10 protein-coding genes are annotated in these 13047 nt (G+C 51.4%); 9 read left to right on the top strand and 1 reads right to left on the bottom strand.

Annotation, left to right across the window (positions count from 1 at the left end; all coding sequences use genetic code 11):
* Window positions 1–8 precede the first annotated feature (8 nt).
* The 9 genes from ABIE50_RS25675 to hisD are packed head-to-tail and all read left to right on the top strand — an operon-like array spanning window position 9 to window position 12145.
* Complete coding sequence (locus ABIE50_RS25675) at window positions 9–1193, top strand: glycoside hydrolase family 172 protein (protein ID WP_209865250.1); 1185 nt, start codon at window positions 9–11, stop codon at window positions 1191–1193.
* Between the two features lie 26 nt (window positions 1194–1219).
* A complete protein-coding gene (locus ABIE50_RS25670; RefSeq protein ID WP_209865247.1) occupies window positions 1220–3049 on the top strand; it encodes a sodium:solute symporter family transporter in 1830 nt (609 codons plus the stop codon).
* A 10-nt stretch (window positions 3050–3059) separates the two neighbouring features.
* On the top strand, window positions 3060–3875 hold the full coding sequence (locus ABIE50_RS25665; protein ID WP_209865244.1) for a glutamine amidotransferase: 816 nt from the start codon (window positions 3060–3062) through the stop codon (window positions 3873–3875).
* A gap of 3 nt (window positions 3876–3878) precedes the next feature.
* A complete protein-coding gene (locus ABIE50_RS25660; protein WP_209865242.1) occupies window positions 3879–5090 on the top strand; it encodes a hypothetical protein in 1212 nt (403 codons plus the stop codon).
* The gene (locus tag ABIE50_RS25655; RefSeq protein ID WP_209865239.1) at window positions 5087–7213 is read left to right on the top strand and encodes a hypothetical protein; all 2127 of its coding nucleotides are present in this window, start codon (window positions 5087–5089) and stop codon (window positions 7211–7213) included. The genes ABIE50_RS25660 and ABIE50_RS25655 overlap by 4 nt, the downstream gene beginning before the upstream one ends.
* A gap of 4 nt (window positions 7214–7217) precedes the next feature.
* Window positions 7218–8621, top strand: coding sequence for a sialate O-acetylesterase (locus tag ABIE50_RS25650; protein ID WP_209865236.1), 1404 nt, complete (start codon window positions 7218–7220; stop codon window positions 8619–8621).
* Between the two features lie 10 nt (window positions 8622–8631).
* Entirely contained in the window at window positions 8632–9786 is a 1155-nt protein-coding gene (locus ABIE50_RS25645) for a glycoside hydrolase family 172 protein (RefSeq protein WP_209865233.1), read from the top strand.
* 27 nt (window positions 9787–9813) lie between these two features.
* Window positions 9814–10863, top strand: a complete 1050-nt coding sequence (locus tag ABIE50_RS25640) for a glycoside hydrolase family 43 protein (RefSeq protein ID WP_209865229.1) — start codon at window positions 9814–9816, stop codon at window positions 10861–10863.
* A gap of 4 nt (window positions 10864–10867) precedes the next feature.
* Entirely contained in the window at window positions 10868–12145 is a 1278-nt protein-coding gene (gene hisD / locus ABIE50_RS25635) for a histidinol dehydrogenase (protein WP_209865227.1), read from the top strand.
* Here hisD and ABIE50_RS25630 read toward each other — a convergent pair.
* On the bottom strand, window positions 12142–13020 hold the full coding sequence (locus ABIE50_RS25630) for an AraC family transcriptional regulator (RefSeq protein WP_142687846.1): 879 nt from the start codon (window positions 13018–13020) through the stop codon (window positions 12142–12144). The genes hisD and ABIE50_RS25630 overlap by 4 nt on opposite strands.
* Window positions 13021–13047: the final 27 nt, after the last annotated feature.

The following is a 13047-nucleotide window of genomic DNA, read 5'->3' as shown; positions in this document are numbered from 1 at the left end:
TAAAAGGCATGAAAATATTACTGATGATGTTAGTCCTCCTGCCGCTGCACCTGGCGGCGCAGGAGCTGTATAAACTACCCGCAGATGCAGACACGCGCTGGATCAGTTTCGAGAACCGCTCTGGCGCCAAAGGGCAGGCCGGTATGGAAAACAAAGGCGCCAAAGGACATGCCTGCGATACGCTCAAAGCCGGCGGCAGTGTAACACTGATGGATTACAGCGGCGCCGGTGTGATTAACAGGATATGGCTTACTACTTCGCAAAAGCCGGAAGCGCTCCGCTCTATTCATATCGATATGTATTGGGAAGGCGCTTCCAAACCCGCCGTATCCGTGCCTTTGGGTGATTTCTTTGGTATGGGGCTGGGGAGAAAAACAGCTTTTCAATGCGCCCTGTTCTCCGATCCGGAAGGCAGGTCGTTCAACTGCTATATCCCTATGCCTTTTAATAAACATGCAAGGATAGTGCTGGTGAATGAATCAAAAGAATCGCACCTGCTGTTTTATGATGTGAATATTACGGCGCTGAAGAAGCCGCAGAAAGACCTCCTGTATTTTCATGCGTACTGGAGCAGTAACAAACAAACCAAACTGGGAGAGGATTTTGAAATGCTGCCCGCCGTTAAAGGAAAAGGGCGCTACCTGGGCAGCAACATGAGTGTAATAACGGATACCATATATGGCAATACCTGGTTTGGAGAAGGAGAAGTAAAGATGTATCTCGACGATGACACGCAATACCCCACGCTGGCCGGTACCGGTACAGAAGATTATATAGGCACCGGCTGGGGGCAGGGCGTGTTTGCACATATGTACCAGGGATGTCCTATTGCAGATACCAAAAAGAAGCAGTTCGCTTTTTACCGGTATCATATTCCTGATCCTGTTTATTTCCGCAGCAGCTGCCGGGTAGCCATACAGCAAATGGGCGGTGGCGGCAGGGGGCAACTGAGAGCTGCTGTAAAGGCCGGGGCGCGGTTGAAAGTGGTTACCGTAACCACGCCGGCTACCCTCGTTAAAATCCTGGAAGGTCCTTCTTACCCTGATCTTTTCGACGAAAAGTTTCCCGATGGCTGGGTCAATTTTTACCGGCTGGATAATTATTCCGCCACAGCTTATTTCTATCTCGATACACCTGACAACAATCTGCCGGCGCTGGCGCCACTGGCTGAACGCCTGACAGGAATACTTTAATAAACCCAACGGGTAAACGAAGTTTTATGAATTGGAACCAACTGGATCTGTGGATAGTGATCGGCTATTTATTGCTCATGCTGGGTATGTCGCTCTGGCACCGGCGTTTCTCAGGTTCCAACCTGGAAAATTTTTTTCTCGGCGGCCGGAAAATTCCCGGCTGGCTCAACGGCATCTCCTATACCGCGGCGCTGGTAAGTCCCGACGCGGCTACAGGCTATGGCGGCCTCGGCGTGGTAACAGGCGCTTTTATTTCCTGGTGGTACCTCAGCAGGTTTGGGCTTGCCTTATTTTTTGGCGGGGTGTTGTTTGCTGTTTTCTGGAGAAGATTAAACCTCTTTACCACGCTGGAGTTTTACGATCTGCGTTTCCGGCCACGCGCGGCAGGAGCCATGCGCTTATGGATCGCGCTCCGTACTTCTATGATCGCCATGCCGGCATGGACGGGTATCACGCTGCTGGCGGCGTATAAGATCATGGGACCGGCCTTCGGGCTTACCAAAGCGGAAACGCTTTACCTGGTAGTGCCCATCTCTTTCCTTTTTGTTTTCTTTTCAGGATATAAAGGTGTAGTGATTTCCAACCTGATCCAGATGGTGATATTTTTTGCAGGCACGCTCACACTGGCAGCCCTTACGCTGGCTCATTTTGGCGGCGCAGCTGCTATGACCGCTGCATTGGGACATGCTTTCAACAGCACGCATCCTGAAGTATTACAGGTAATGCCGCCGGCCCAGCATTCCGTATTCCCGCTGGCGGCGGCCATGGCCTGGATGGTAGGACAAAGCATTGGTTACGGCGGCGACGCCGCCCCCATGGGAGGAGCCATGGAAGGGCAACGCATCCTTTCTACCCGCACACCGGCGGAAGCCCTCACCATGTATGTAGTAACGGCGTTGAGCATGTTCCTGTTGCTGCTGTTAGTGACCCTTCCCAGTATATCCGCCGCCGTTATATGGCCGGAACTGCGCGTGGAAGGGGCCGACCGGGAACTGGTGTATGGAAAGCTCATGAAAACAATGCTGCCCGCCGGCGCCATGGGCTTACTGGTAGCAGCCATGATGGCTGCTACGATGTCTACCGTGGGAGATAATCTCAACTTCGGCAGCCAGGTGCTGGTCAGTGATATTTACCGCCGCTGGTTTGTGAAAAACGCCAGCGAAAAACATTATATGCTCATCGGTAAACTGGGCATGGCACTCATTCTTTCACTGGCGGTAGCCGTAGTGTTTAACGTGAGCATTATTACCGATGTGGCCATTTTTATGCTGCAGCTCAGCGCGGCGGAACTACCGGCCAACTGGGCGCAATGGTGGTGGTGGCGCTTTAATGGCGCCGCGCGCATTGCTGCTTCATTTGGTGGCGCTGCTATTTTCTGCCTCGTTGTGCTGGGGCCCAAACTGCTGATGTACCTGCATGTGCCCCTGGCGTCGCAACTGGTGCTGCCCTGGTGGTGGCAAACCCTGGTAGTGATGGGGCTTACCACGGTATTGTGGATAACGGTAGCGCTGCTTACACCGCCTGAACCGGCAGCACTGCTGCATGCCTTTTATGAGCGGGCCCGCCCGCTGGGCTGGTGGAAGCAACGCAGAGGTAAGGCAGCCGCGCCTGTTTTATGGGGAATTGGTATTGCAGTAACAGGTTTTGCTGCTACTGCCATGCTCATCACCGGGCTTACACAGGCATGGTTTGCCCGTTATGGACAATGCGCGGGGTTATTATGCGGTTCCCTGTTGCTCTTTTTTGTTTTTAGAAAGATGGCCAACAGGTACCTGTTGTGGCTGGCCAATCGTGCTACGGTGAAGAGATCGCCGCTTGAAATGCAATCCTTCGAATCTTTATCTCAAAAAGTATAAAAAGATCATTATGTCTGTTAAAAAAGAAGTCAGGACAAAAGAAGAACATGTACTGTACCTGGGCGATTGGGTATTTCACCTGGGCCCTACATTTATAGAAACACCTTTCGGTACGGAAACAAAAGATGCGGACCTGCATTTTTATGGGGAGCGCTTAACCGAAGCACTGGAACATGTGGCAGATGTGACTACCCTTGCCAACTGGGAACTTTACCGGCTGGCGCCAGGTAAGCTGGAAACCTTCCTGGAGGAATCAGTAAGCCTTATCATCAGCGATGTGGAAGCGAAATGTTTTCATTTATATCCCAGTTTTTTTGACCGCGCGCGTCGTGAAAACAAAGTGGTTACTTTCCCCGACAGGCTTACTCTTATCAAAGATTGGATCAGCGCCGGCGGCGGCCTTATGATGCTCGGCGGCTGGCTGTCGTTCAGCGGGGTACAGGGAAAATCAGGATGGGGCAGGTGTACGCTTACGGATGCGCTGCCGGTGAAATGCCTGGTAACGGAAGACCTGGTGGAATCGTCTGCAGGGTTCACTGCGGAAGTGGTGATGCCTGACCATCCTGCTGTGAAAAACCTTCCCTGGCATAGTTTCCCGCCCATTTTCGGTTACAATGAAGTAAGCGCAGGAAATGGCAGTGAAGTATTGGTACGTGTAAAAGAAACGGGCCACCCGCTGGTGGTAGCCGGTACTTATGGCAAAGGGCGTATACTAACCTACATGTCGGACCCCGCCCCGCACTGGGGGATCAACTTTGAACTATGGGAGGGATATGATGCCTTCTGGCAGCAATCGCTGCAGTGGGTGAAGAAACAAAACAAGTAACTGATGAACCATTTTACATTGCGTGCAGGCACAGCTGTTGCAAATATTACTCCGCCGCTGGAAGTGGGCCTGCTCACTTCTTCGGTGCATGGTCTTTATGCGCCTTTCACTTCGGTGCGGTTGCCGCTGAAAGCCAGGGTGCTGGTGCTTTCCGGTGGCGCTGCTACTATAGCGCTTGTGTCGCTTGACCTCTTGGCGCTCAGCGATACCTCCACTGGTGGATGGGAGGCATTTAAAGAGGGGATGGCTGGAGATGTGCCTGCGGAGCATATCATTATAACGTGCACGCATACACATAATGCACCGGAGTCGGTGGCCCTGTCGGCTTTGTATTTAACGCCGGTATACCGTACATGGCTACACGAAGTGCAGCAACAAATACGCGGGGCAATAGCTATGGCCCTGAAGTCGGCGAAGGAATGCACGGTAAGCATTGGCAGCAGTGTACTGGAAGATTACTCGCTGCAACGCCGTATCCCCACACCGCAGGGCATTGTCATGTCCGATTCCCTGCAGCCCATTTCGCCTGAACTGATGCGCCGTGAACCGGTTGACCGCCGGGTGCATACTATCCGTTTTACTGCGGGCGATACGGTGATAGCTACAGTAGTACATGCCGTTTGTCACCCGGTACATGAGATGTGCCTTCCGCATATATCGCCGGACTTCCCAGGAGAACTATGCAATAAGCTGGAAGCCGCTGGTGGTAATGGTATGGCCCTGTATCTGAATGGCGCCGCTGGTGATATTAACCCGCCTACGGTGTCTGAAGGCCCTGCTGCCGCAAGGGAACACGGCGAAGCATTGGCGGCGGTAGTCCTGCAGTCAGTGTATACGGCGCCGTTAGCAGGCGTGCCACTGGCATTTGCCCATCATGATATTACTTTCGGGATACGTTGCCCGGCCGTTACCAATCCCGCAGATGCGCATGCAAGGGTGAACGCCATTGCCCTGGGGCAGCTTGCCATCGTTTTTTTGCCGGGAGAACCGTTTACTGCAACAGCCCTGGAAATAGAAAACGCATCACCTTTCCCATATACTGTTATCACGGCATATGCGGAAAATACTATTGGCTATATCCCCGATCTCAAAGGATTTGCTGAAGGAGGATACGAAGCCGGGCCGGGTAAATGGTCGTTCCTGGAAACCGGTGCGGCTGCTAAGTTACAAGCCGCCGCTCTTCTTCTTCTGAACCAGTTAAAAAACAATGTATGAAAAAGAAATTACTGCTGCTCTTCCTGGTGTGTACCTGCATACAGGTATTCGCGAAAGATAAAACCCTGCTGTTTTGCGGCAGCAATAAGAACGGGCTCTATCACCTTTTAACACAGGAGGGATATAAAGTGAAACAGTTCACCACCCCTGCTGCGGCCATCGCCGCAGCAACAGATGGGGCGGCGGTATTCATCGTGTCAGATACTTACCCGGAGTTGGATACAAAGCTGCGTATTACCAACGATCTCCTGGCAAGCGCCAAACAAAAGCACCTGCAGCTGTACGTGGAATATCCGGCTGCCTTTCCCGGTTTGGATATACCTGCAAAGCCGCTGGAAACAAGGTTGGAGCGGGGCGTGGTAACCACCGGGGATTTTGGCGCACCCCTGCAGCCTATGAGCTTACTGGGCATTCACAATTGTTATATACTGCCTGTTAACGCCACTGATCCGCTCATCGTACTGGCTAAAGTGGTGGGCTTCGATAAAGCTGAATATGGATTAGACAGTACCAAAACATACCCGTTGCTTTTTAAGAAGGATAATGTGTTTATTGCTGCTACTGCGTTGAGCAATTTTGAAAGAGGGAGGTATGGCCCCGCTGCTTCCATGAAACAGGTATGGACGTATATCCTTGCCCGTATGACCGGTGATCCGCAGCTTACCCTGAAGCACTGGCCAATGGATGTAAAGCCTATGTACAGCCGAAATGCCCCGCTGCCGGCTGATGCCAGGCTCAACGCCATCCGGAAGGGGACCGCCTGGTTTTTCCATGGCCGCTTTTTTGTACACCCGGCCTGGCAAAAAGAATGGGAAGAATACAATTCCCGCGAAATGCCAACAGGACCGCCCATCAGCGCAGATAAACCCGATGGCAACGGCTCCCTTGGCATTATGGAAGGACATACCTCTACCATCAACTACGATGGCACACAGCAATACCGTTACTGGATGCGTGCAGATGTACAGGGAGAAGTAAGCATGGCGTTATCTGCAGCGGGCAGGTTGCTGAATAATAAAAGTTACTGGCAGAACGCCGTGAACCTCATTAACTATACGCTGAAAACTTCCAACATGAGAGCCGGCCCCAAGGCAGACCCCAACAGTCCGGCCTATGGCCTCATCGGCTGGGCTACGCCCAATCCCACAACGTTTTATGGGGATGATAATTCAAGGGCTATCCTCGGCATCCTCGGCGCTTCCGCTTATATGAGCACCAGCCAGTGGGACCAGGAAATGGCCGCCGCCATACTGGCCAACTTCCGCACCACAGGGAAGGAAGGCTTCCGTGGCGAACGGCTGGAAGAAAAAGACATCATTAAAAATGGCTGGCAGTTTTACAGCAACAGGTCTTTAATACATCCGTCTCCGCATTTCGAATCCTGGATGTGGGCGCTGTACCTGTGGTTGTATAACAAAACCCACTATGAACCGTTGCTTACCAAAACGAAGAATGCCATCCGGGTAACTATGGAAAGTTATCCGAACGACTGGCGCTGGGGAAGCAGCATGCAAACCCAACGCGCCCGTATGATCCTGCCGCTGGCGTGGCTGGTACGCGTGGAAGATACGCCGGAGCACCGGCAGTGGCTCGATAAAATGGTGACAGAGATCATGAAGTACCAGGACGAAAGCGGCGCTATCCGCGAAGAACTGGGCGCAAAGGGAAAAGGAATGTTCAACCCGCTGAACACCAACTCCGCTTATGGTTCAGATGAAGGCTCCCTCATTTTTAAAAATGGGGAAAAAGTATCCTGCCAGCTATACACCTGCAACTTTGCACTGTTTAGTCTCAATGAAGCTGCCCGCGCTACCGGTAATAAAAAATACAAAGAAGCCACTGATAAATTGTCGGCCTACCTTACCCGTATCCAGGTACAGAGCCGTAAGCATAAAGACCTCGATGGCGCCTGGTTCCGTGCATTCGACTATGGGCGCTGGGATTACTGGGCTTCCAATTCAGATGCCGGATGGGGCGCCTGGTGCACGCTGAGCGGCTGGATTCAAAGCTGGATCATAACTTCACAGATACAGGTAGAACAGCAGCAAAGCTACTGGGAAGTAACGCAGCACTCGAAGATCAGCGGCCCTGCTCAATCACTGATCAATACCATGCTTAAATAGTTGTATGAAGAGGACGGCGTATTTACTGTTAGGAATGCTTACCTATTTTGGGGTATCATTACATGCGAACATCCGTTTGCCAAAAGTGATCAGCAGTAACATGGTGCTGCAGCAGCAAAGCCAGGTAGAGTTATGGGGCTGGGCGGAGCCGGGAGAACGTATCTCCATTACCACTTCCTGGGATCGGCAGGTATATCCCGTAACTGCCGCCGGCGATGCCCGCTGGATCACCACCATTACCACGCCCGCTGCCGGCGGCCCTTTTACCATCATGTTAAAAGGGAAAAATACCATTGAGCTGGTGAACATCATGATAGGAGAAGTATGGATCTGTTCAGGGCAAAGCAATATGGAGATGTGCGGCAACTGGGGCCTGAAAGATATCAAAGCCATACAGCCTGCTGCGTATAATGCTAATATCCGTTGTTTTAAAATAGCCAAAGCTGCAGCGGCATATCCGCAGGAGGATGTTACTGCGCAATGGGTTACCTGCGACAGTGCCGTGCTCAATACTTTCAGTGCGGTGGGCTATTTCTTCGGAAAGAAACTAAACGAACAGTTGCAGGTGCCCATTGGCCTTATTGATGCCAGCTGGGGAGGTACTGCCGCGGAAGTATGGACACCGGACAGTGTTGTTACAAACAACCCGGTATTAAAAGAAGCGGCGGCACATATACTGCCCAACGGAATGTGCCCTCACCTGCCGGGCGTAGCCTGGAATGCCATGCTGGCACCGGTTACAAACTACAGCATTGCCGGCGTTATCTGGTACCAGGGAGAAAATAATACCAGCACCGCGGCTACCTACCGCTTATTGTTTACTTCCATGATCAACGCATGGCGCAATGCCTGGCATCGGCTGCTGCCTTTTTATTTCGTGCAGATAGCCCCGTTCAATTACCGCGAAAAAAATGTGGGCGCATTGCTGAGAGAAGCACAGCAGCAGAGTATGCAACATCCGAATACCGGTATGGTAGTAACCACCGATATTACCGGCAACATATATGATGTACATCCCGCCAACAAGCACGATGTGGGCTATCGCCTGGCCAGCTGGGCATTGGCGGAAACCTATCACCGGCGTGAATTCGTATACCGGTCACCGTTATTTAAGGAAATGATGGTAAAGAAAGATAAAGTGATCATCTCCTTTGAAAATGCTTCACAAGGCATCACTATAAAAGGCGATAGCATTGCAGAACTGTTTATAGCCGGAAACGACCGGCAGTTTTATCCCGCACAGGCTAAGATGAAAAATAATTCACTGGTGGTATGGAGCAGGGAAGTGAAACAGCCGGCAGCCGTGCGCTATGCATTCAGTAACACCGCTATCGGTAACCTGTTTAGCAGGAATGGCTTGCCTGTAGCGCCTTTTCGCACCGACCAATGGGAGGTGCCCACAAAATAAACAATACTACATGAAACATCTCATTTGCTTATTACTTCTTATATCGTGCGCCCGCCTATCCGCACAAAACCTTGCGGACCTGGCACAGATCAGGGAACATGTTACCACAAAACGCATCAGCAGTTATGATAAGGCCGGAGGTCCCAACGATAACCTGCAGCATATAGAAAACGGCGGCAGGCGCACACTGGTGGATATTAAAGGCGCCGGTATCATCAATCACATCTGGATCACCATGTGGCCGGCGCCGGATAAGCTCAGCAGGAACGATGTGATCATCCGCATGTATTGGGACGGTAAGCCCTATCCATCCGTGATATCGCCCATCGGTCCTTTCTTCGGGCAGGGCTGGAATGAATCGTATCCTTTTACTTCACTGCCCCTGGCAGCTGCGCCTATGGATGGCACCAGCCTGGTGAGTTATTTTTCCATGCCTTTTTCCAATGGCGCCAGGATAGAAATTGAGAACCAGTCCGGTACAGAAATACAGCCCTTTTATTTTTGTGTGGATTATGTAGAGATGCCCAGGCTGCCTGCCAATACCGGCCGCTTTCATGCCTGGTATAACAAGCAGCTCATGGGCTCCCAGGATAGTATAGAAAATGAGCACTGGATCTTCGGCCCTGAAGGGAATAACACCAGCGGGCGCAATAATTACCTGGTGGCGGATATCAAAGGAGAAGGACATTTTATAGGTATGAACTATTATGTACAATCACCTTCACCGCTTTGGTACGGGGAAGGGGATGATATGATATTTATAGACGGAGAAACAACGCCTTCTCTCAACGGCACCGGTACGGAAGATTATTTCAATACTGCCTGGGGCCCAAAAGTATTGTACACGCATCCTTACTTCGGATATGCCAGGGTGAATAACGATATTGGTACACTGGGCCGCACTCACCTGTATCGCTTTCACATCACCGATCCCATTTATTTTAGTAAGTCGCTCAGGTTTACCATAGAACATGGGCACAACAATGAAATGACGCTGGACCTGGCCAGCGTGGCCTACTGGTATGCAAAGGAAGCATCGCCTGTGCCTGATATACCGGATGCCAAAGCCCGGAAACCCATGCCCCTCATCAACTCCTACGATATTCATCGCTGGCGTAATGAGTGGCGGAAGAACAGGGGCAAAGATCCGAAGTTATGGAACTAACTATTTCCTCATCATATATCTTACTAAATGAAAAATATATCCTGGTTATTACTGCTGGTTTTTAGTATATCCTGTGCAGGTAAGGGAAAAGATTCCACGGTAGCGCCGCCGCCTGTTAATGCAGATACTACATTCTCCAATCCGCTGCTGGATGGTGGCGCAGATCCGTGGGTGTACAAAAATGGTAACGCTTATTATTTTCTCTGCACCAATGGCGGAAATATCAGCATCCGTAAAACAGGTCTCATGTCCGCATTGAGAGATGCCATCCCCAAAGTGGTTTGGGCACCGCCTGCCACAGGGGCTAATTCAAGGAATATCTGGGCGCCGGAGCTGCATCGCCTGGATGGCAAATGGTACCTGTACTATACGGCCGGGGCATCGGCGGACTTGTCCACGCAGCGTTTGTTTGTGCTGGAAAACGAAGCGGCGGAGCCACTCGACGGGGTTTGGAAAGACAAGGGAAAAATATACGATCCGCAGGCAGATTGTTTTGCCATTGATGGTACGGTGCTGTCGTACAAAAACAAGAACTATTTTATTTGGAGCGGGCAGATCTCCAATAAAGACATCACCCAACGTATCTACATCGCTGAAATGGAAAATCCCTGGACGCTCAAAACCGCCAGGGTGCAGATTTCTATGCCGGACTATGCCTGGGAGAAAAATGGTATACCGGTAAATGAAGGACCGGAAATTCTGCAGGGGCCGGATGAGCAGATCTTCCTGGTATATTCTGCAAGCAGCTGCGGAACGGATGATTACGCACTTGGTATGTTATGTCTGAAGAAAGATGGCGATCCGCTGAACCCTGCTCACTGGACTAAATCCGATAAACCGGTATTTACAAAAAGTGTGGACAATAGCGTATACGGTCCCGGTCATAACGGTTTCTTTAAATCAAAGGATGGAAAAGAAGACTGGATCATTTACCACGCCAATCCACATGCGGGCCAGGGCTGTGGCGGCGCCCGGAGCCCGCGCATGCAACGGTTTACCTGGAATGCCGATGGCACGCCGGATTTCGGCGAGCCACTGAACCCTTATTATAAACTCAGAAAACCCTCGGGAGAATAATATTATGGCTGTTTATTTAAAAGAAGGAAGAAGCGAAGCGGCGTTAAAAGCTACTGATGCCGGTGTAAAAGAGACAGTGGAGAAAATGATCAGGGAGATAGAAGCACACGGTGATGTTGCCGTAAGGAATTACTCTGCTACCCTGGATCGCTGGTCGCCGGCTGCTTTCCGGTTAACGGCGGAAGCCATACAGGAAATCCTGGACCGTACACCGGAACAGGTGATCCGCGATATCCGCTTTGCACAGCAACAGATCCGTTTCTTCGCAGAGCAGCAACGGGCTTCTATTCTTGATATTGAAATTGAAACGCTGCCCGGCATTTTCCTTGGGCATAAAAATATCCCGGTGAACAGCGTGGGTTGCTACATACCAGGCGGAAGATATCCTATGGTGGCATCCTCGCACATGAGCATTCTTACCGCGAAAGTAGCCGGTGTGAAACGGGTGATTGCCTGTACGCCCCCGATCAACGGGCAGATACCGGAAGCCACTGTATGCGCCATGCACTTTGCCGGTGCAGACGAGATCTATATTTTAGGCGGCGTACAGGCGCTTTGCGCCATGGCGATAGGCACCGGGTCCATCCCGGCGGTTGATATGATCGTAGGCCCCGGCAATGCCTATGTAGCGGAAGCCAAGCGCCAGCTCTATGGCAGGGTGGGCATCGATCTTTTTGCCGGCCCTACGGAGGTGCTGGTGATTGCAGATGAAACCGCCGATGCAGAAATGGTAGCCTGCGATATACTGGGCCAGGCGGAACATGGCCCCACTTCCCCCGGTGTGCTCATCACCACTTCGGAACAACTGGCAAGGGAAACCCTGCTGGAAATAGAAAGGCAGCTGGCTGTATTGCCCACGGCAAATATTGCCCGGGTAGCCTGGGAAAACAATGGGTCTGTAATACTGGTGGAAGATGAAGCAGAAGCCATCCGCGTAGCGGATGAGCTGGCCAGCGAACATGTGGAAGTGCTTACGCGCAACCCCGGTATCTTCCTGGAAAAAATGACGAACTATGGTGCATTGTTCCTGGGGCCGGAAACCAATGTGGCCTATGGCGATAAAGTGATTGGCACCAATCATACGCTGCCAACCCGCAAGGCGGCAAAGTATACCGGCGGTTTATGGGTGGGCAAATTCCTGAAGAACTGTACTTACCAGCGTTGTACACCGGCGGCCAGTGCTATGATCGGCGAATATGCCATGCGGTTGTGCGAGCTGGAAGGGTTTGCCGGGCATAAGGCGCAGGCAGCGCTGCGGGTAAAACGCTACGGTAAACGCTAACCCGTTTTTGCCTGTACGTATACCTTCTGGTATTGCAAGGGCGTTTTCTGCGTGAGCAGCTTGAACTGCCGGTTGAAATTGGAGAGGTTGTTGAACCCGCAGGTATAACCTACCTGCGACATAGGCAGGTTGTTTTCTATCAGTAGTTTGCAGGCATAGCCGATACGTACCTCCATCAGGAACTGCCAGTATGTTTTCAGCGTCCTGGATTTGAAGTACCTGCAAAAGGAGTTGGGGCTAACGTTAGCCGCGGCGGCTACATCTTTCAGCGTTATTTTCTGCTGGAAATTATTAAAGGTATAATGATAGATCTTATTGATATTATCCGTGTTAATGATATTGTAGGTATTGACGAACCCAACACTGGACAGCAGGGTACAGTCTTTGGAACCGGCAATGGTATCCAGGATACTGAGCAGGGAAGTAATCCTTTGCACCTTGCCAGCTTTCAGGATGGCTTCCATTTTCCGGCTGATCTGTTCACGGGTGGCGCCATGTATCCTGATACCATGCCTGGCTTTTGTAAGCAGTTCTTTTATTGCTTTCATTTCCGGCAGGTCCAGGAAACCGGCTCCCCAGAAGTGATCGCTGAAATGAATAGCAATGGCCTCTATCCGTAGCCCGGGCTGCTCCTGGAAGTAAATGGCATCGCTCCGCCACATGTGCGGAAGCTCGCTGCCCAGCAGCACCAGGTCGCCGTCTTCAAACCTTTCTGTACTGTCGCCCACCAGGCGCATGCCGCTGCCTTTACGGATCAGCGTAAGCTCTATTTCCGGGTGGTAATGCCAGTGATTATAAAGGTAAGGGTAGATGTCTTCCCGGATGCTGAATGAATAATTATGGCCGGTATCAACCTTGCGCAGGATCGGTTTCATACAACGGAATTATTGAATGAAGCTAAT

Origin of the sequence: Chitinophaga sp. OAE865 (genome assembly GCF_040546735.1) — a bacterium.
GTDB lineage: Bacteria > Bacteroidota > Bacteroidia > Chitinophagales > Chitinophagaceae > Chitinophaga > Chitinophaga polysaccharea_A.
The sequence above is the reverse complement of the archived record's forward strand: the minus strand, read 5'-3'. Positions and strand labels throughout refer to the sequence as shown.

Excerpts from the sequence above, each read along its gene's own strand:
- ABIE50_RS25675 (WP_209865250.1), top strand. The coding sequence starts at position 9 with ATGAAAATATTACTGATGATGTTAGTCCTCCTGCCGCTGCACCTGGCG.
- ABIE50_RS25670 (WP_209865247.1), top strand. The coding sequence starts at position 1,220 with ATGAATTGGAACCAACTGGATCTGTGGATAGTGATCGGCTATTTATTG.
- ABIE50_RS25665 (WP_209865244.1), top strand. The coding sequence starts at position 3,060 with ATGTCTGTTAAAAAAGAAGTCAGGACAAAAGAAGAACATGTACTGTAC.
- ABIE50_RS25660 (WP_209865242.1), top strand. The coding sequence starts at position 3,879 with ATGAACCATTTTACATTGCGTGCAGGCACAGCTGTTGCAAATATTACT.
- ABIE50_RS25655 (WP_209865239.1), top strand. The coding sequence starts at position 5,087 with ATGAAAAAGAAATTACTGCTGCTCTTCCTGGTGTGTACCTGCATACAG.
- ABIE50_RS25650 (WP_209865236.1), top strand. The coding sequence starts at position 7,218 with ATGAAGAGGACGGCGTATTTACTGTTAGGAATGCTTACCTATTTTGGG.
- ABIE50_RS25645 (WP_209865233.1), top strand. The coding sequence starts at position 8,632 with ATGAAACATCTCATTTGCTTATTACTTCTTATATCGTGCGCCCGCCTA.
- ABIE50_RS25640 (WP_209865229.1), top strand. The coding sequence starts at position 9,814 with ATGAAAAATATATCCTGGTTATTACTGCTGGTTTTTAGTATATCCTGT.
- hisD (WP_209865227.1), top strand. The coding sequence starts at position 10,868 with ATGGCTGTTTATTTAAAAGAAGGAAGAAGCGAAGCGGCGTTAAAAGCT.
- ABIE50_RS25630 (WP_142687846.1), bottom strand. The coding sequence starts at position 13,020 with ATGAAACCGATCCTGCGCAAGGTTGATACCGGCCATAATTATTCATTC.